Annotated in this window: 17 protein-coding genes and 1 pseudogene; 8 read left to right on the top strand and 10 right to left on the bottom strand. The window is 60.3% G+C overall.

Features of this window, described 5'->3' with window-relative positions:
• Positions 1-690: 690 nt before the first annotated feature.
• Positions 691-1,677: an aldo/keto reductase gene (locus ARTSIC4J27_RS20010; RefSeq protein WP_050056918.1), complete on the top strand. Its 987-nt coding sequence runs from the start codon at positions 691-693 to the stop codon at positions 1,675-1,677.
• Positions 1,678-1,780: 103 nt separating this feature from the next.
• On the opposite strand, the gene ARTSIC4J27_RS23050 is transcribed toward ARTSIC4J27_RS20010, so the two are convergent.
• From ARTSIC4J27_RS23050 to ARTSIC4J27_RS20000, 3 genes are all read right to left on the bottom strand, one after another.
• Entirely contained in the window at positions 1,781-1,975 is a 195-nt protein-coding gene (locus ARTSIC4J27_RS23050; protein ID WP_050056917.1) for a helix-turn-helix domain-containing protein, read from the bottom strand.
• Positions 1,972-2,172: an IS3 family transposase gene (locus ARTSIC4J27_RS23620; RefSeq protein WP_407681144.1), complete on the bottom strand. Its 201-nt coding sequence runs from the start codon at positions 2,170-2,172 to the stop codon at positions 1,972-1,974. The genes ARTSIC4J27_RS23050 and ARTSIC4J27_RS23620 overlap by 4 nt, the downstream gene beginning before the upstream one ends.
• Before the next feature lie 154 nt (positions 2,173-2,326).
• Positions 2,327-2,533 carry a hypothetical protein gene (locus ARTSIC4J27_RS20000; RefSeq protein WP_050056916.1) on the bottom strand — a complete coding sequence of 69 codons (207 nt, stop codon included), beginning with the start codon at positions 2,531-2,533 and terminating at the stop codon, positions 2,327-2,329.
• Positions 2,534-3,978: 1,445 nt separating this feature from the next.
• On the opposite strand from ARTSIC4J27_RS20000, the gene ARTSIC4J27_RS19990 reads away from it, so the two are divergent.
• The 3 genes from ARTSIC4J27_RS19990 to ARTSIC4J27_RS19985 all read left to right on the top strand — a co-directional run bounded on the left by ARTSIC4J27_RS19990 (position 3,979) and on the right by ARTSIC4J27_RS19985 (position 5,059).
• A complete protein-coding gene (locus ARTSIC4J27_RS19990; RefSeq protein ID WP_050056914.1) occupies positions 3,979-4,200 on the top strand; it encodes a hypothetical protein in 222 nt (73 codons plus the stop codon).
• Between the two features lie 235 nt (positions 4,201-4,435).
• The gene (locus tag ARTSIC4J27_RS23615) at positions 4,436-4,504 is read left to right on the top strand and encodes a hypothetical protein (protein WP_407681143.1); all 69 of its coding nucleotides are present in this window, start codon (positions 4,436-4,438) and stop codon (positions 4,502-4,504) included.
• Between the two features lie 318 nt (positions 4,505-4,822).
• Complete coding sequence (locus ARTSIC4J27_RS19985) at positions 4,823-5,059, top strand: transposase (protein ID WP_050056913.1); 237 nt, start codon at positions 4,823-4,825, stop codon at positions 5,057-5,059.
• A gap of 1,141 nt (positions 5,060-6,200) precedes the next feature.
• Here ARTSIC4J27_RS19985 and ARTSIC4J27_RS19980 read toward each other — a convergent pair.
• The 7 genes and pseudogenes from ARTSIC4J27_RS19980 to ARTSIC4J27_RS19950 all read right to left on the bottom strand — a co-directional run bounded on the left by ARTSIC4J27_RS19980 (position 6,201) and on the right by ARTSIC4J27_RS19950 (position 13,928).
• The gene (locus tag ARTSIC4J27_RS19980; protein ID WP_050056912.1) at positions 6,201-7,691 is read right to left on the bottom strand and encodes a TRAP transporter large permease; all 1,491 of its coding nucleotides are present in this window, start codon (positions 7,689-7,691) and stop codon (positions 6,201-6,203) included.
• Positions 7,688-8,200: a TRAP transporter small permease subunit gene (locus ARTSIC4J27_RS19975; RefSeq protein WP_050056911.1), complete on the bottom strand. Its 513-nt coding sequence runs from the start codon at positions 8,198-8,200 to the stop codon at positions 7,688-7,690. The genes ARTSIC4J27_RS19980 and ARTSIC4J27_RS19975 overlap by 4 nt, the downstream gene beginning before the upstream one ends.
• Before the next feature lie 380 nt (positions 8,201-8,580).
• A complete protein-coding gene (locus ARTSIC4J27_RS19970; protein WP_161799590.1) occupies positions 8,581-9,801 on the bottom strand; it encodes a C4-dicarboxylate TRAP transporter substrate-binding protein in 1,221 nt (406 codons plus the stop codon).
• A gap of 425 nt (positions 9,802-10,226) precedes the next feature.
• A pseudogene (locus ARTSIC4J27_RS23650) lies at positions 10,227-10,485 on the bottom strand (ATP-binding protein); the annotation flags it as partial.
• 461 nt (positions 10,486-10,946) lie between these two features.
• A complete protein-coding gene (locus ARTSIC4J27_RS19965; RefSeq protein ID WP_152683923.1) occupies positions 10,947-11,732 on the bottom strand; it encodes an NAD(P)-binding domain-containing protein in 786 nt (261 codons plus the stop codon).
• Positions 11,733-11,839: 107 nt separating this feature from the next.
• The gene (locus ARTSIC4J27_RS19960; RefSeq protein WP_161799589.1) at positions 11,840-12,679 is read right to left on the bottom strand and encodes an alpha/beta hydrolase; all 840 of its coding nucleotides are present in this window, start codon (positions 12,677-12,679) and stop codon (positions 11,840-11,842) included.
• A gap of 451 nt (positions 12,680-13,130) precedes the next feature.
• Positions 13,131-13,928: a citrate/2-methylcitrate synthase gene (locus ARTSIC4J27_RS19950; protein ID WP_050056906.1), complete on the bottom strand. Its 798-nt coding sequence runs from the start codon at positions 13,926-13,928 to the stop codon at positions 13,131-13,133.
• Between the two features lie 677 nt (positions 13,929-14,605).
• On the opposite strand from ARTSIC4J27_RS19950, the gene ARTSIC4J27_RS19945 reads away from it, so the two are divergent.
• The 4 genes from ARTSIC4J27_RS19945 (at position 14,606) to ARTSIC4J27_RS19930 (ending at position 18,664) form a co-directional block, all read left to right on the top strand.
• Entirely contained in the window at positions 14,606-15,757 is a 1,152-nt protein-coding gene (locus tag ARTSIC4J27_RS19945; protein WP_327077666.1) for an acyl-CoA dehydrogenase family protein, read from the top strand.
• Between the two features lie 204 nt (positions 15,758-15,961).
• Positions 15,962-16,735: an electron transfer flavoprotein subunit beta/FixA family protein gene (locus tag ARTSIC4J27_RS19940; protein WP_050056905.1), complete on the top strand. Its 774-nt coding sequence runs from the start codon at positions 15,962-15,964 to the stop codon at positions 16,733-16,735.
• Positions 16,736-16,763: 28 nt separating this feature from the next.
• The gene (locus ARTSIC4J27_RS19935) at positions 16,764-17,735 is read left to right on the top strand and encodes an electron transfer flavoprotein subunit alpha/FixB family protein (RefSeq protein ID WP_050056969.1); all 972 of its coding nucleotides are present in this window, start codon (positions 16,764-16,766) and stop codon (positions 17,733-17,735) included.
• Positions 17,732-18,664: a cytochrome b/b6 domain-containing protein gene (locus tag ARTSIC4J27_RS19930; RefSeq protein WP_050056904.1), complete on the top strand. Its 933-nt coding sequence runs from the start codon at positions 17,732-17,734 to the stop codon at positions 18,662-18,664. The genes ARTSIC4J27_RS19935 and ARTSIC4J27_RS19930 overlap by 4 nt, the downstream gene beginning before the upstream one ends.
• The last annotated feature ends 82 nt before the right edge of the window (positions 18,665-18,746 follow it).

The following is an 18,746-nucleotide window of genomic DNA, read 5'->3' as shown; positions in this document are numbered from 1 at the left end:
CAGACCATGTTCAGAAGGCGATTCACTCTTTCCCCTGAAAAGGCCACTGACTCCGGCATTCTCGTAACCAGGGTCAACTTCGCAACGTTCACAGCCCCCTTCAGCCCTAATCCTCCGTTTGGCCTCGCCCGAAAGATCGATCTGCCGTGACCAAGAGCAAGCGAAACCCAACGTGGTATCCCGCGACGTCATACTCCACTGGTGTCCTGGATACTCCGAAGGAGCTTGGCGTAACGCAGGAAGAACACCCCCTGCATGTCAGGCAATGGCAACCGAACGAAGCGGAGAAGCATCCCCTGTTGATATGGACAGGGCTGGCCCCCGGAGACTTCGTGTCACTGCGTGCTAATGACGCCCAGAACTACGTTGGCATGGTGGAATCCAAGACAAGCGACGGGCTGATGATTTGGATGAGGGACGAAATAAACGAAAGGAGACTCTTCCACTTCCAGGACTGCCGGTCCGTACACCTGCTGCGTTAGCCGGCAATGATGAGCACTGCCGGGACAAACGGCTATCCTGCCCACGCAGGAACCGGTCCCCGCTGACACGGACAAAGAACGCGTCCGCCTCCACCCCACCAGCAGACCGAAGAACTGGGCCGCCGTCGTCATCCACCCCGTCCGAAGCGCCTGTGACGGACGCACCGAACCGTTGCGCAAATTTGTGGGGGTCTGGCAAGCTTATCTGATGAATACGAAATCATGGGGAAGTCAGGGTCTTGAAGCCAGCGTCGAGGGACTCGGCGCAATGGGGATGTCCAGTGCTTACGGGGGGCGTGACGACGCGGAGTCGGCTGCGACGCTACACCGGGCGCTCGATCTCGGCGTCAGCCTAATCGATACCGCAGAGATGTACGGTCCGTTCGTCAATGAGCGGCTGATCGGTGAAACGATCGGCAGCCGCAGCGATGAGTACGCCCTTGCAACCAAGACCGGTTTTGAGATCAGCGATGACGGCGAGCGTGTCGGGCCGAATGGTTCGCCGGCATATCTGCGCAAGGCGCTCGAGCGCTCGCTGCGTAACCTCGGCCGCGAGACGATCGACCTGTACTACATCCACCGGGTTGATCCGAGCACGCCGATCGAGGAGACAATCGGCACGATGGGGGAGTTCGTCGAAGAGGGCAAAGTTCGCTACCTCGGGATCTCGGAGGCATCCCCAGAGACGATCCGACGCGCGCACGCCACGTATCCACTGACGGCTGTTCAGACCGAGTATTCGCTGTTTGAACGGGATCCTGAAGTCAACGGTGTCCTTGCCACGACCCGCGAGCTCGGCATCGAGTTCGTGGCGTACTCGCCGCTGGGCCGTGGTGTCCTGACCGGGGCGATCTCCACGGCGGACGACTTGGAGGAGGGCGATTTCCGTCGTGTCAGCCCGCGCTTTCTCGGCGGCAACCTAGCCGCCAACCTGACGGTCGTCGAGAAGCTGCGCGCGATGGCCGCGAGGAAGGGCATCACGCCGGGACAGTTGGCTTTGGCCTGGGTGTTGCACCAGGAGGGTGTCGTCGCGATCCCGGGTACCAAGCGTCGCATGTACCTGGAGGAGAACGTGGCTGCGGCCGAAGTTGTACTGACGGGCGACGATCTCTCGGTCCTCGACGAGATATTCCCTGTCGGAGTAGCCGCAGGAGAACGCTATCCGGATTACGCCCTCAAGGGCCTGACGATATAGTGTCCTGCGCCTGAAATCCGGTTCAGAAGTGGTCCGAGGGATTCGAGGATTTGTTCGGCGGTTTTTGTCCAGGTGAAGGGCACCGGGTGCTCGTTCCAGGTCTTCACCCAGGCCTGTCGAAAGCCCGGTCCGTGCGGCCATCCTCGCCCGGGACCGTGGCCGGCCGGCCCGGCCTGGGCTCGTCGACCAGCCTGTCCAGACGCTGTTCCAGGAACCGGCGCCGCCATTTCGCCACCGTGTGCGGTTCCACGCCGCACCGCCCAGCGGCCACCACGTTCGTCAGCCCTTCGGCGCTCATATTCCGGCGACCAGATCCGGGATCGTGTGCACCCGAGTGTCACCGATCGGGGCTAACGGCCGGAATCGCCGCGGCGGGATCCCTTCCAGGCCCTGCCGGCGCATCGAGGCGGCCACTGTCTTCTGGTCAGTTCCGGTTCCGTTTCTGGCCAGCGCGGCCTGCACCCGCGGTGCCCCATAGATTCCGGTTGAATCCAGGTGGGCCCGCGGGCCTTCGCATCCAGTTCCGCCCGCACCATAGACCGTTCCGACTCCGCCGGATTTCGTTGGCGTCAGGCGTAGAACCCGGACCGGGACACCCGTAAAAGCCGGGTCATTCGCTGGAGCGGGTAGTTAGCCTTCTCGGCCTCCATCAGCTGGAAGCATTCCGATCCTGCTGCTTGGACCCGAAGAAGGCCGGGGCTTTTCCTAAGAACTTGTTATCCATCCGCAACTGCGCGTTCTCCCGGCACAGACGCTCCAGCTCAGACTTCTCCGGCTCAGCCGCAGCGAACTCCTCGGGAGCCTCCAGGCGCGCCTGTAACTTGAGGCGCCGCCGGCCCAGCAGCTGCTCACCCACACCCAGCTACCGGGCCACTCACGTCGTGTCGTACTCAAAGAACACCTGCCCGCGGGATCCCCATATCCCGATACTTCGAGTGTGCACCAACAGACGCCAAGATCAGTGGCAGGTCGTAGAAGTTAGTGGAGCCAAACTTGAAGGCAGGAATGAATTCGTTTCCAAAAACGTGTTGACTTCGTATTCAATGCCCGCTATGGTTTCGATACGTGACGAGTGTCACCGTGAAATTTATTTAGAATGGGCCTACCCACCTCGATGCTTACGTTGACAGGGATGTAGTCCCTGTCAACCTTAATCGTCAACAGAGTGGATGCCGATCATGAGAGTTAGCGCGGATGTCGTCCATGCCGGTCCGGGGCACGTGGATTCCATGTGAAAACCCCCGAAGGCGAAGTCACTGCGCGCGACACAAGGCCCCCTGCCGGGCCGCCAAGCCACGGTCGCGGGTGTCGGCTTCACCGAACTCGCCAACGGTTTCGCCACCTGCAGGACCAGGACGTTTGCTCTGCGCTGCTCTTGGGCGACGCCAAACACCGCGTCGAAGATATCCTCCGCGCATCCTAACAGCAAGCCCCAATGAAACGAGGAGAAATCATGCCCAGACCCCGAGCACCGCACGACGTCCTGACTCAGACGGCGTCCCGATCACCCGTATCGAGTCAGAACATCTGCCCCGAAGAAACACCAGTACCGCTTAAAGATTTTGCCATTGACGAATACTCTGCATCCCCTTGGATTGGACTTCACTACAGGCATGAGTTCATGCTGCACCACAGGCACGAATTGCTCGAGCATCAAGATCTGAGAGACTGACCCCAGAAGATAGTTCCAACCTCTCATGCCCATTGAGTTCAAAGCTGAAGGCCCAAAGCCCTCGGCGTGTGCGTATCCGGTGCCAGTACATCTCGTCCGAATGGCGAGGCTGAGACGGTTGATTCGGTACATCGCATTTGCTGCTCTGACCAGGGATAGATGCCAGTCCGCCTGAGGAGAGTTGCCGGCCATGCGCTATTTCTTGACCGCGCACTTTCACTCAGCAATCCGAGTCCGTTGGAGTGGCCTAGGAACTAGTCCGTGAGGAGGGTGGCATCGGCTTTTCGGACTCTGCGCGCGCATTGAGGTTTTGTTCTCCAAGCAAACCGCGGTGCCCAGTATGTGCCATCGTCCTAGACAAGGAAACCAACCTGCGGCATAGCCAGCAGGGTCGTACTTCCGCCGTACGTCTGCGTGAAGAGGTCAGCTACGGATGTCATTGATGTCACCTCACGCCTCGACCTCGAGGTCGAAGCCGAGATCGCTGCTATCTCCGCTGTTGCGTGAATCACGATTGAGTACACCGACGCGATCTACAAGAAGAGCAGACGGGCGTCGGCGCTTCGAGTAAATTGGCTCTTCGTGGTTGATGGGGAATTGAGTTCGTGGCGTTGAAGACAAGAGGGCCCGTGGTCCTGTTGGGAGCGCAGGTTCCGCGCCGTGCCCGGTCCACGGCCAGGCTGCGGGACCATCTCGTGGACGCGGTCATCCGCTTCGGCAGGGCCGTGTCGGAGACCGCCGCCGGCTTCGCCGTCTCCTGGTGGATGGTCCGGGCAGCGGTGACCGATGCCTGCCTGCTCAGGTTGCCGGACGTGGACAAGCTCAGCCCGAGAATGCTGGGCATTGATTAACACCGGTTCCGGTCCGTGCGCTACTTCCAGGACCCGTCAACAAAGGCGTGGACCCGGTTCGAGCCGTGGATGACAACTATCGTGGACCTGGACACCGGACAGGTTCTGGGCGTGGTCGACGGCCGAGACGACAAAGGGTGTCGGGGACTGGCTGTTCGCCCGGCCCCTGCAGTGGCGCCTGAGCGTGTAGGTCGTCGCGATCGATCCGTCGGCAGCGTTCCGTAAAACATTGCGGATGTGGCTGCCCCGCATCGCGGTCACTGTCGATCATTTCCACCTGATCTCGCTCGCCACCAGGTCATGACCGAGACCCGGCAGAACCTCTCCCAACAGGTCAAGGACCGCCGCGGCCGGGCCATCGCCAAACCTCGGGCGCACCGCATGCTCCTGCTGCACGGTGGCGACACACTCAGCTGCCGAGCCGCCCTCCGGCTACAGGAAGTGTTCGCTATCGACGATCCAACCGGCACCCTCCACGCCGCCTGGCAAGTCAAGGAACAGCTCCGGGTCCTGCTACGCACCGGTCCCCGGACGACGCCGCGACGGCAAAGAAGGTACTCGAGGAACTGGCCACGGCAGCCGCCCGGCCGGAAACCAACAGGCTCTACCACACCGTCTGCAGGTGGTGGAAATCGAGATGCCGATCATCACCGGCGCCACGACAGGCAAGGTCGAGGCCAACAACACCGCGATCAAGAACAGCAAACGCACGGCGCGCGGCTACCGCAACCCTGAGAACTACAAATTGGTGAAGAGCCGGCCAATTTCGGATCATTGGCTTCTCTTCGACAAAGATGTCCAATCAATTGGCCGGGCGTCTGATCGTGCGTCGGGTTTCGGATCTCCACCCCAGGAGTGAGAACGGGCACGACGCGGTGTTCGACCACGTGGCAGTTCGGGCCTTGTTCACGACACCAAGTGAACGGCTCCCGGGTGTCAACCAACGCAACCTCGACGCGGTGGCAGTGAACAAGACACCCTGCGGCCACGCAATTATCGCGCGGTTCCATGGCTGTTTTATAAGAATTCAGTCCCACACGTAGATGCGCGGGCGTTCCGGCATTGTAAATGGGTCCGGGCGCGGGTCTGCTCAGCCGGTCAAGGTCTGCCCGGCGTCGCCGGCAGATCTGTGAATCGAACCGGGATCCATGCGCCAACCAAATGAGCCACGACCTTGCCTTGCTGCCCCGCGACGGACTCATCGGACGATGCCCACACACAACAACACCTACAGGCTCACCGCTGACGGTCAACGTGTCGCATTGTTCTACAGCAGGGGCAACAGCCGGCTCCTGCGCCCCCTAGCAGTCGAAAACGTCCCCACCGTCACCACTGCATCAAGCCCTGGCAACCAGACCGCCACATCAACGGCCACATGACAACGCCCGAATGAAGAACGCTTGCTAACACTCAAGACAGAGATCAAAATTCTGACCACCTAGGAGGGCAACCCGGCATTGAGCCAGCCGTAACAGCGCTAATGTCGCCGGGGCCATCGAGCCTCGGCCACCATACCCGTCCAGCCTTAGCCTTGAGTTTGCTGCCCACGGTCTAGGAGTCTGCGGTTGCCGACGCAGCTTTCAAGGCCGCTGCGGCTTAGCTCACTTCGGCTGGCGCGACGACTTCACCAGGTAGGAGGCGGAACTTGGGAACCGAGTGACCGCAGGAGCGTTGCAGGTCCGGCTCCAGTCGTGGGGCATGCGGCGTGATCTTGAGGACACAGTCATCCTTTCTTGGTCGATCGTGGCCGATCGAGAATGGGTGCGCGGTGCGAGTCCGGTCAGCCGGCCCGCTGACCGACGATCTTGTGCTGCGGAAAGCAAGCCTGCCTGCAAAGAAGGTCGCTGCGGCCCAAGCCCCGACGGGTGAACGGGCCGTTGTTGCCAACTACGCGCTCGCTGAGATCCGGGGGCATTTGTTTCCCGGCCATAAACGGAGTTGACGAGACATAGAAGCATCCCGAAGTGTCGGGATGCTTCCGGATGCGCTGTTCCCGCCCGTTATGGCTTCACAGCGTTTGCATCCTGTATCGCCTCTGGTAGCCAGAGAACCAAGTCCGGCACGAATATGATCAGGACAGTCAAACCGATCAAGGCAACCATGAAGGGCATAATTCCCTTGAACACGTCGACCAGAGAGATCTTCGTTCCGAGATTGATGCTGGGATTCTGTACGAGCCGGTGGACGATGAAGGTGAGCATCCCGATCGGCGGGAAAACCATGCCGATCTCGCACATGATCACAATGAAGATGCCGAACCAGATCATGTCGACGCCGACCGCTTCGAGCGGGACCTGGAGAATCGGAATGGTGAGCAACATCATGGGCAAGGATTCCAGGAACATGCCGAGGATGATGTAAGCGACGATGAGCACCAGCAGCAGAGATACGCGATCCAAGTTCATGTCGGTCAGGACCTCACCCATCCATCTCGCGAGACCACTGAGCGTCAGAGCACGCCCGAGCATGAGTGCGCCAACGACGAGGATGAAGAGTCCCGCCACAGACGAAACCGTGTCCATAAAGACTTGACGACCGAAGACCCCCGCACCCCGAAGATTCCGCTGACCCTTGGGAAGTCGGATGACGCCGATTACGAGCGCCGCTAGCGCGCCCCACGCCGCCGCTTCGTTCGCGGTAAAAAGGCCCAGCGCCAAACCCCCGAGGACGATCACCGCAACGAGGATGAGGGGGCTCATCCCGATCGCGGACCGCAGCCGCGTCGCCCATGTGATGCCGGTCTGATCCGCGCGCGGGGCGATCCCAGGCTTCAGAGTGGCCCATACGACGATGACGATCACGAATCCTAGGGCGAGGATAAGGCCAGGTATCATGCCAGCCATCAGCTGCGACCCCACCGACGTCTCGGCTATTCCCGCGTAGATGACGAGAAGGATACTCGGTGGAATGATCTGGCCGAGCGTTCCCGCAATCGCCACGCTGCCCGTCGCCAAGCTCGGTGAATACCCAGCCCGTAACATCTCGGGGATAGCCATGCGGCCAAGTGACATCGAGATAGCGGTAGTGCTCCCACTGGTCGTTGCCAACCCAGCGCCCGCAACGGTCGTGCTGACTGCGAGACCCCCGGGGAGCTTGCCCAGCCATTGGGATGCCGCCTCGTAAGCGCGCGTGGTCACCCCGCTGTGCGAGAGCGCAATACCCATCAGAACGAAAAGTGGCACCACGGCCATGGTCCACGAGGCGAGCCCATCGAAAAGTATGGACTGCACCGACGATTCCATCGCGCGGGATCCGCCGAGTGCGAGCAAGCCGATGACCGATGCGGTAATCATTGCGAAACCGATCGGCACCGTAAGGAGCATGAGCAGAAGGAGGAGGACTATCACAAGTCCACCTACTAGGAGCCGATCCAAGTCGGCGAACAGGAGCACAGCGGCAATCACCGCAGCCGCGGCACCGAGCACCCAGAACCACGCGCCGCTGACCCGCTTGGATGGGGCTGTTTGGATTGTCTTAACGTTGATGGTCATTCAGTGGCCTCATTGATCTCATCCGGCACCGGATTGATGGTGCCCTTCAATATGCGGTAGATGCGGGCGGGGATTGCCAGCAGAACGATGACAAGCCCAGCGACGAGCACGAATCTCCCTGGCCATATTGGGAGCCATTTGTGAGTAGAGTCGGCACTCAAATACCCAAAATGCTCCATCGCGGATTCCCACGACACCACCAAGAGCAAAACCACTAGTCCGAAGACGAGGACATCTACGACGATTTCAAGCCGCCTCAGCGCCCGCTCGCTGGCGTTCTCCGCCAGGAGAGTCATGACGATCTGCTCGTTCCGGAGGTGGATATAGCCGAGTCCAATAATGCCAATTGTCGGCATCCACCAGTAGGTGACCATTGCCAAGGATCCGGGCAATGGAGTTCCGATGGCGTTTCGCATCGCAACATCAACCACAGTCGTGAGCAGCAATATCAGCAAGGCGAGGCCCACGATCACGGCGCCCGCCCGGGTGATCGCGTCTATGACGCCCACCCATCGCGGTTCTCTCGCCTCCCGACGATTTAACTCTAGTGACTTCATGCTTGTTGTTCACATTTCTCTTAGTTACCGGGGACTGCGTCGCTCATAGACAGCGGGGTCTGCGTCGATAATCCTTCGGCGGCGGAGCGACGTGCCGCCTTGGTATCAAGCGTTGCCAATCGGAGGGGGCGCTTCAGTTGGCCACCTCGGGACTCTCCGTGCGAGCGAAAGTACTGCTCGCGCATGGGGTCACAGCAGATGTGAATCCCGATCGGAGGACGGGAGAAGGCGGTGCCCCATCCCGCCGTAATGAAGCGGGATGGGGCACCGCGCCTTCACCCAATGCAGCTGTGATCTAGGAAAGTCTCCGGCGGTTTGTGAGCCCGAGCCTCTCAAGGTTTGGCGCGCACAGCCTCCGCGAACTTCGGCAGATCGACGGCGTCTGGCCCCGAGAGGTAACCCTCGAGAATGCTCTCCGGCGTTCTAGAGTCATCCGGCTCGGTGCCCACGTTCTCGATGGCTAGGCCCATGCCCCACTCCAGATCTGACCGGAAACTCTCGAGGAACTCTTCGGGATTGGCGATGCTGGGCGGCGCGAGGTCCACAACCTTTTTGATGTGCTGCTGCTGGTAGGCGTGGAGTACCGTGTTCAGCGGTCGGGGATCGACGATAGTCATGCCCCGCTCTGGCACCTTTTCAGCAAAGTCCTTGTAGGACTCGAGGCTGACTTCATTTACCTCTGCCTGGTAGTTGTTCGTCGCAGTCTGAATTACCTTTTGAAGGTCTGCGGACAGACTCTCCCAGGTGTCCTTGTTCATCGCAAAGAGCGTCGATGACGTGCCACTGCCGGAAATGGGATGGTAGAACTTCGCGACTTCCCACAAGTTGAGGGTAGATACGGTGAGCGGATCACTCATCGTGCAGTTGACCACTCCGCGTTGCAGCGACTCGTACAATTCGGATGTGGTCAGCGACACGGGCGAGAGGCCGAGGGACTTGGCCTCTTCTGCCCAGACAGCTCCGCCTACACGCACCAGGCGGCCGTTCGCGTCCTCCGGGGATTCAATGGGCTCAGTGCACAAGAGGCCGTAGTTCGTTGCCCCGATCGAGCCACCCAGAAGCACGATATTATGTCCTTCAACCTCCTGCTGGATCTCCTCCGACTGGGTCCATTTCTTCTGCAACGCCGCACTAGCCTGAAGCATTCCGTGGGGAATAGCGTCCGAACGAAGCGATTGCAACTCTGAGAACCAGTTCAAGACGGGCAGAGCTTCGGGGTTGTACGTGGTAAAGACCTGACCGAGGTCTGCAACGCCGCTTCCTATTCCCTTGAGATCCTCAGCGCCTGTGAGGAGGGAGCCGGAGAAAAACGGCTCGATCGTCACCTTTCCATTCGTCACCTCGGCGACCTCATCGACAAACGCCTGGAAGGCGATCCCTTGCGGGTGCTGCGGAGGGGCCGCGACATGGAGGGATAGCGTGACCTCTTCAAAATCGGCGGTGGCGTCGGGTCCGCCTTCACTCGCTCCGCTGCACGCGGTCAACGTCAACGTCAACGCTAGCCCCATCGGTCCCAGTAGACCGAGCGAAACCTTAGGCTTTCTTGACTTCATTGTTAGATCTGCCTCTCTGATAGGTGGGACAGTCGCTCGGGAAGGCGAATATTCGCGGGCGGTAACGACATGACCTCGCACCATGCATCGACGTTGATGCCAATGCTTTACAGCGTAGACGCAGCTTGAATATGATGTCAATCACTTTTGGGATCGAATCCAGAAGTACCTTGGCATCGAATCTAAGCCAAGACAGCGGAAGCCGGTTCCCCGGGTGGACCCAGCGTCGGCCTCACGCCGGGCACGTACGCTCTGCGGTCGCGTTCACAGGCCCGGTCCGCTGCATGATATCGGGCGACGGCACGGTGTCCACTTGGCCCGTATCCAGCCAAATGCCGGCCGTCCGATCAGCGTTGTGAATTCGGCGCGCGAAGGGGATTGAGGTGATCGCGACCTTCACCCCGTCAACAACCTGCGCTCGAGCAGTCCAGCAGCATGCTGCGCATGCCCTCGCCGGGGTGATCGAGAAGCCATTCGTCGATCACCAGCAGGGTGAAGGCCGCGTACTTCTTTAGGAACTTCGTGTCGCCCAGAGGCTTGCCCTTCCCCAGCGCCCAGGCCTCTTCCACGCCGGGCATGCGGACGTAGTGGGCCCGGATGCGGTGCTGGCAGGCCTATCTGCTGCCGTTCCATGAATGCACACGTGCCCAGCTGCGCGATTATAGTCCGGTCCAGGCCACGCTCCCGCGCTGAACGACCAGACAGATGCCGGTGCCCAACAGCAGGGCGGAGGTCACCGCACCCATCATTGCAAGCCTCGTCAGCTGATCGTAGTTGCGGTAGTACTCGCGAGGGAAGCCCCGGCGAGTGCGACCCGGTGAAGCGCCGCTCGCGCGTATCCGTGCCGCCCCCGTAAGGGACTTTGTGCTCATCGGGTACCCGCGCAGCCACTGGAACGAGAGAATGGTCCGGTAGCCAAATCGACTCGATACCGTTGTCCTCGGTTATGAGGGAGCGGCCGCTTCATAGCATCGAGCTCGAGCTATCGGAGCCTCGTGGTACCGCCTGCACATGGAATTCCATGTTCCATGCTCACAGGAGTCGGAGGTTGGCATGGCGGGCGAACCTGCGGCATTCCGATCCGGTGCACGGCCAGATTCTGGGCAACTCCAGTAATGGCGTCAGCTCGAGAGGCCGCAATGTCTTTACGTGTTGAAGACTCGGTGCAGCTGAACCATGTAGTCTTCCCCCCTCACGGGGGTAGGGTCATTCAATATTTCACGGTTCACCTGGATCATCAGGTCGCGTCGAAGGGTAGACCGCGATTTGTCGGCTGCCGCAAGGGCCTCCGCGACCTTCTCCTTGGTAAAGTCCGTGCAGTAGACAGGCGTGCCTGGCTGCTGCCGCCACGATTGCTCGAGTTGGCCCGCGTCCAAGGCATCGAATCCTGTCTCCTCGACCAGTGACATGGTCAAGGCACGCTCGGCGTCGCTGTCGCCGGCGACGGGAATTGCAAGACGGTCCGGGTGACCCGCCGGCGTTGCTTTGGAGTCGAACGAGCCAGTGTTGATGGCGTTCCACGCCTTGTTCACCTTGCGGCCGAACTGCTCGCTGACCCACAGACTCTGCACCTGTCCCTCGTCGACCGCGGCGATGTTTCCGTCGCGATGTGGGTAGTAGTTCGAGGTGTCGATGACCACTGCATCGTCGGGAAGCTGTTCGATCAGCGGCCTGAGGTCAGGTATCCGCGCAAAGGGGACCGAGGTGATGAGGACTTCGACTCCGTCGACGACCTCGCTCGCTGTGACGGCCGTTGCGCCGCTGCTCAGCGCGTTGGCCGGCACCGTTTCAGGGCCACGGGAGTTGGCGACCTTAACCTGGTGACCCGCCGCGGCGAGACGGTGGGCCAGGGTCGTGCCAATGTTGCCGGCCCCGAGAATTCCTATACGCAATTTATTTCTCCTTGCTAATGATAATTTTGATTGAGAGATACCGATTACGACGTGGGTCGACGTCGCAATATGTTTAATGAGCCAAGATCACCAGGGAAGGTGAACTCGTCGCGCCACAGAAGATATGAGCACCAATACCGTGCGGGTCAGTAACCACCACTCGTCACAGGGGTCTTGGTGTTCACGAATTCGCCGATCTGCTCCAGTGCTTCCTGTCCTTCGGGCAGGAACGACGAGAACAGCGTCCAAACGTGCACCATGCCGTCGTATTCGCGGTATTCGATGTGCGCCCCCTCACGCTTGAGCTTGTCTGCCAGATTGCGGGAGTCGTCCAGCAGGACTTCGGCACCTCCTACGAGCAATAGACAAGGCGGGAGCCAGCCGAGGTCGGACAGCATCGGGAACGCCGCTGGCGCCTCATCCGGCCCTCGTCCACCGAGGTACAGACCGGCAGCGCGCTGAATGCCATTCCGCGACACGATCGGGTCGGTGTGAGCGCGCTCTTCATAGCTGGGGTTGGTTACCGTCAGGTCGACGAGTGGCGACACGAGGACAATGCAAGCCGGGAGTGATGCCCCTGTGCGGTGCAGATCCCACAGGGAGCTGATCACCAGGCCCCCGCCTGCCGAGTCTCCGATGGCGAAGCATGACTGAGGCCCAACTTCGTCGATTGCGGCAGTAAGGACGCTTCGCGCGTCGTCGAGGGCCGCCGGAAACGGATGTTCCGGGGCAAGACGGTACTCCGCCACGAAGACTCGGGCGTCGGTCGCCCGCGACACCTCTGCAGCATAAGCACGGTAGCCCTTGGCCGAACCGATGATGTAGCCGCCGCCGTGAAGCATGACGCCGATCCGTCCGGTCGAGGCGCCAGAGGCGTGGACCCAGTACCCATCGATGCCTCCGTAGGTGGCGGCGGTAATCGATACATCATCGGGGATCGGTAGCTGAGCGAGCACTGCCTCGTAACCCTCGCGGCGGTCATCCAACGTCCCCCCTCCTTGGGCGGGGAGCGCGTGCTCCAACATCGCTTTAGCCCGGTCGAGGGGAGTTGGAACTACCGACTTGACCTCTGCCATCATTGACCCCTTTCGTTCCGTGCCGCTTGTGCAACGAAATAAGTAGGCATTTCCTCAGGAATCTCCGCGTCCCGCGGCGCGACACCGGGAACGCGAACGTGCTGGCGACCTGCGAGGCTACTGCCCAATGCATTGTGGGACGAAAAGTACTCATAACGCTGTTGTCGGCTCGCGAACAGCGATCGGCCCTCTACCCAGCGGAGTTCCGACCCGGGCTCAATGCGGGGACTAATGTTGACGGTGTTGACGTCCAGCGTCATGGTGCGCCTCCTTGTGGCGTTCTGTGCCTTCTGTGAGATCCCGGTCCTGGGAGTGCACCCGCCGATGTGCACGAACGAGGACGTCTTGATCCACGAGATGTCTATTCGATTGTGCTTAGAAGTTGGGGGCCGGTGTAAGTGACTTGGCTGCCGGGGACGTGACGCCATTTCTGGCCCTGGTCCTGCTCTTCGATGAAGTGGGCAGCAAGAGACAACGTCCGCGGAGCCATCAGGATCGGACGCGCCAAGCGTGGATCAAGGCCGAGGTCCAAGAGCAGCGCCGCGGAGACACCGTCGATGTTGGTCGCGATTCGCCGTCCCACGGCTGCTTCCAGCTCGGCCTCGATCGACTCGAGCAGAAGACAATAATCGCCGTAGACCCCATATTCATTGGCAATCCGAATCAGCAGAGGCGCTCTGGGGTCGACATCGTGGTGCGGGTGCCCGAATCCTTCAATCGGTTCGCGGGCGGCGCGCCGCTCCGTAACGATGCTTCGCGCCTTCGTCCGGATCTCGTCGCGGCGATCGACGCCGGTGCTCTGGACGCCGGCTATGGCTTCCCGAAGCCACCCTGCGATCTGTTCTCCGGCGCCGCCGTGGTGATCACCGATGGTGAGCATCCCAGCAGCGATTCCTACCTGGATTGGATTCCCGTACGAGGCCATCATTCGGGTGACGGTGGTGGTTGGTGAGATGCCGTGCTCCATCACTGAAACCATGATGGCCTCGAGGACGTGGGCCTGGCCCTTCGTTGGCCACCGGCCGCTGATGAGGAGGTATGCGAGTTCACCGAAGCTGCACTTGCCAATCATTGAGGTCAACAGGTGGCCGCGAATGAGAACGTCGTCGTCACGCACTTCCGCTATGTTTGTTGACCAGTCGTCAGTTGTTGACGCCATGGGCGCCTTCCTCTCGTAGAGATAAATAGTTCGAACTATCGTGGTCGAGGGTGCTGGAGGGCAAGAGCCCTGACCGGGTCCTGATCCATGACCAGTGAAAACAAGTCGCCCCGATGAGCGTTCAATGGCTTACCACGGGACCAACTGCACTGTAAAGACACCGTGGGATCGCATCCATAAAAGGGATGGTATCGTATCCAGTCGGGGAAATCGAGGGATCACTTGCGTTGATGTAGTGCATTGACATGAGGGCACATGGCTGTGCGTGAAGTTCTCGCCTTGGAAACGAGGGGAGCGTCTACGGAAATCATCGACCGGGAATCCTACGGCCGCGGAAGTGGCCAGTGAGGAAAACACGCACCGCCCAACTATACGGCAGGAAGCCGATACACCGTCCGCCCAGGACGCGGAAGACGTTGGTTTAAGACTCACCTTCACAGAGAGAGTACTCGGTTTGCAGCGCCGCGATTGATAAGTCCTGCGGCTGTTCACAGTCAAGTTCACAGCCAGTCCGGGCTTGATGGCCACCGTCTTGGCGGGCATTCCCAAGAGCAACTATTAGGTGTACGATGCAATCAATATAACCGCCTTGGGATCATCCCTAAGTGCAGCACCATCCCTTCGCCCAAGGCGAGGCCACTAGTCCATCAAGGCAGCTACCTAGGAACTTATCAACGATGATTGAGCGCACACTTTACGATGATGACCATAAGGCCTTCCGAGGCTCGGTCGCCGAATTCATTCGACGCTCCGTTACCCCTTACGTCGACGAACATGCCTCGAGCAAGCGAATCCCACGGGAAGTCTGGGAGGAAGCTGGCAAGCACGGCTTCCTTGGGCTTGAGGTTCCTGAGGAGTATGGCGGAAGCGAAGCTGGTGACTACCGATTCAATGCTGTACTGCTCGAAGAGCTAGCCAAAGTGAACCTCGCCCTCGCATCGTCGCTGAGCATTCATTTCGATGTGGTGGCACCGTATCTGGTAAAGCTCTCGACGCCCGAGCAACGTGAACGCTGGTTGCCCGGGTTCTGCGACGGGTCCATTGTGACGGCAATCGGCATGACAGAGCCTTCCGCCGGTTCCGATCTAGCCGCCCTCCGAACCTCTGCCGTAAAGCACCCGAACGGTGGCTGGATTCTCAACGGATCCAAGATCTTCATTACTAACGGAGGCTCTGCGGACCTTATCATCGTGGCCGCACGCACGACTCCAGATAGCCGCGGGAAGGGAATCTCTCTCTTCGCTGTGGAAGCATCGATGCCGGGCTTCAGCCGCGGAACGCCACTCGATAAGGTGGGCCAACCTGAGGCCGATACCGCCGAGCTCTACTTTGACAACATCCACCTTACTGAGAGCCACCTGATCGGAACCCTCGACGGCGGATTCGGCCACATGATGGAACTGCTACCACAGGAGCGCATTGGCGCCGCCGTGACAAATCTCGCCCACGCCCGGCAGATCCTCGACGAGACCATTGAGTATGCACGCGATCGCCACGCCTTCGGCCAGGCGATTGGTTCGTTCCAGCACAACAAATTCCTGCTTGCGGAACTCGTGACGAAGACTGAGGTGACCCAGGCATACGTCGACCAGTGCGTCGCTGCGCAAGTTCGCGGAGAGCTCTCCGCCGTCGATGCCGCAAAAGCCAAGTGGTGGGCCGCGGACGTACAGAATAACGTTCTCGACCACTGCGTCCAGCTATACGGTGGCTATGGGTTTATGAATGAATATCGCGTCGCCCGCGCTTGGAAGGATGCCCGCGTCACCAAGATCTGGGCAGGCTCCAACGAGATCATGAAGAACATCATCGGACGCGACCTCGGCTTCTAGAGCACGATTTGCCTGAGTGCCGCCTGGGGCAATTGTGACCACGAGCCTTGGTCATACTTCCAGGCTGAAGGGCCTCTTCAAGGTCGCCTTCTGCAACGGTAACACCGGGAATGTTCCCTACAGGAGCCCGTTTGCGCCTCGTCTTTTTGCAGGCAGCGGCCTGCCGACCACCGTAGGGATCTGCATGTATCAAAGGAGTAGCCAGTGAAAATTGTTGTACTGATTAAGCAGGTGCCCGACACCTATGGGGAGCGCACCCTGCTGGCTGACGGCCGGGTTGATCGCGAGCAAAGCGACGCGGTTATCGATGAGATCAGCGAGCGAGCAATCGAGGTCGCGCTGCAGCGGAAGGACGTCGATAAGACGACAGAAGTAATAGTCCTGTCGATGGGTCCGGAATCGGCGACAGCGTCCGTTCGGAAAGCACTTTCGATGGGAGCCGATTCCGGAGTGCACGTTCTCGACGACGAGTTGGTGGGGGCGGATGCTGTACGGTCCGCCCTGGTCATCGCAAGGGCGGTGGAACGAGTAGGCGGTGTTGATCTGGTCCTGGCGGGAGATGCATCGACCGATGGCCGGGGTGGTGTTATCCCCGCCATGGTCGCGGAGCACCTGGGACTGTCGTATCTGGCCTCGCTTAACGGACTCCAGGTGGGCAACGAGGTGACAGGAACACAGGCGACCGAATCGGGTACGCGCGATGTACGGGCCACACTTCCGGCCGTCGTGTCCATCACCGAGAGCGCAGACGAGGCGCGTTTCCCCGGCTTCAAGGGAATTATGTCGGCCAAACGCAAGAAGATCGACGTGGTCTCGCTATCTGACCTTGGGATCGATCCTTCTTTCCCCGGCCTGGCCCGCTCGATCGTCCTTTCCACGGCGGCACGTCCCGCCCGCAAGGCCGGCACGAAGTTCCATGACGAGGGCGATGGAGCCGACAAGCTCATCGATTTCCTCGTTGCCGAGCGACTACTTTGAGCCGCTAAGAGATTTGGAGAAAATCACGATGTCAAACGTTCTTGCTTTCATCGAGGTCTCCCCCGTGGGCCTGATCCGTCGTTCGTCGGAGATGTTGATCGGTGCTGCCGCCTCCATAGGTACGCCCGTTGCGGTTGCAGCGGTCGCGCCTGGGCAAGGCGCCGCAGTGTCCTCGCGTCTGAGCGAGTTGGGTGCAGCGCGGGTGTACATCGCCGAGACTGATGCCGCGACAACCACTGTCGCAGCCGCCCAGCTTGCCGCGCTTCAGGCTGCAGTTGCCGAGTACTCCCCAACTGCGGTGCTGACCGCGAATACTCTGGACGGGGCTGAGGTCGCGGGTCGACTGGCGGTCCGCACCGGCGGAGCGCTGCTGCTCGACGTCGTCGGCGTGCACGCAGACGGTGACAGGGTTGTCGGGTCTCATTCAGTATTCGGGGGTGCCTACAACACCGACGCTACGGTCACCGGAGGCCTGACTATTGCAACGGTAAGGCTCGGTGCGATCGAAGATGTCGCGCCCGGGGCAGCCACCGAGACCAGCACTGTCCCCATGGAGGTCGACATATCGAAGTCAACCGTCATCACTGCTGTGAATGACGAGACGATCGTGTCGACCCGCCCCGGACTGCAGGGGGCAACCACTGTCGTGTCAGGTGGCCGCGGTGTCGGCTCAAAGGAGAATTTTTCGATCGTCGAAGACCTCGCCGACGTGCTTGGCGCTGCCGTAGGTGCATCGCGGGCCGCGGTGGACGCGGGGTATGTGCCGCATTCATACCAGGTAGGGCAGACCGGCATCACGGTGTCGCCGCAGCTCTATATCGCGCTCGGAATCTCGGGTGCGATTCAGCACCGGGCCGGAATGCAGACTGCCAAGACGATCGTCGCTATCAACAAGGACAGTGACTCGCCCATCTTTGACATCGCTGACTTCGGCATCGTCGGAGATCTTTTCGAAGTGGTACCGAAGCTTGTCGAGGGAATCAAGGCGAGGCAGAAATGACTAGCAGCACGGTGAAGAAGAAGGGCCAGCGCAGCCGATGGTTCCCACTTGTGTGGGTGATCCCCGTTGTGCTGGTCCTGCTCACCGCGGTCGTGTTCGGGGCGCAGTGGCTCCGCACCCTGTCCGGAGTCCAGTCATTCGTGACCAACTATCCCGGCCACGTCCAACCGCCCGTCGGCACACCCGAGGGTTTCCCCGAGTGGTTGCGGTGGAGCCACTTCTTCAACATGCTTCTGATCCTGATGATTATCCGCAGCGGTTGGAACGTACGCACCACCCAGCGCCCCCCCGCCTACTGGACCCGAAACAATCAGGGGCTCATCCGCACCAAAGGCAAGCCGAACAAGGTGAGTCTCGACCTGTGGCTGCATCTGACCCTTAATGTGCTGTGGGTCGTTACCGGGATCGCTTTCTACGTCCTACTGTTCTCGACAGGCCAGTGGCAGCGGTTGGTGCCAACCTCATGGGAGCATATTCCCAACGCACTGTCGGCCGCGCTGCAGTATGCATCTCTCGACTGGCCGCTTGAAAATGCCTGGGTGTCGTACAACAGCCTACAAATGATCACGTACTTCGTGACTGTTTTTATCGCCGCCCCGCTTTCAATCATCACTGGCATCCGCATGTCAGGCGCGTGGCCTAACGACGCCAAAATCAACAAGGTATACCGCGTCGAGACAGCTCGGGCGATCCACTTCCCGGTGATGCTCTACTTCGTGCTGTTCATCATCGGCCACGTGACCCTCGTGTTCGCGACCGGCGCATTGCGCAATCTCAATCACATATTCGCCGGACGGAACGACGAGAGTTGGGTCGGCTTCTGGTTCTTCGCTGGAGCCCTCGTGCTCATGGCGGTGCTGTGGGTATCCGCCCAACCCATCGTGCTGCGGCCAATCGCATCGCTGACAGGATCTGTAACCAAAAAATGACCAAGGCGATACAGCACGTCAGAACGAAAAAACCGTCGACGGGAGGCTCAATGAAGGCTGGATTACAGATTGCCCACAGAAT

The organism is Pseudarthrobacter siccitolerans, from assembly GCF_001046895.1.
Lineage (GTDB): Bacteria > Actinomycetota > Actinomycetes > Actinomycetales > Micrococcaceae > Arthrobacter > Arthrobacter siccitolerans.
The sequence above is the reverse complement of the archived record's forward strand: the minus strand, read 5'-3'. Positions and strand labels throughout refer to the sequence as shown.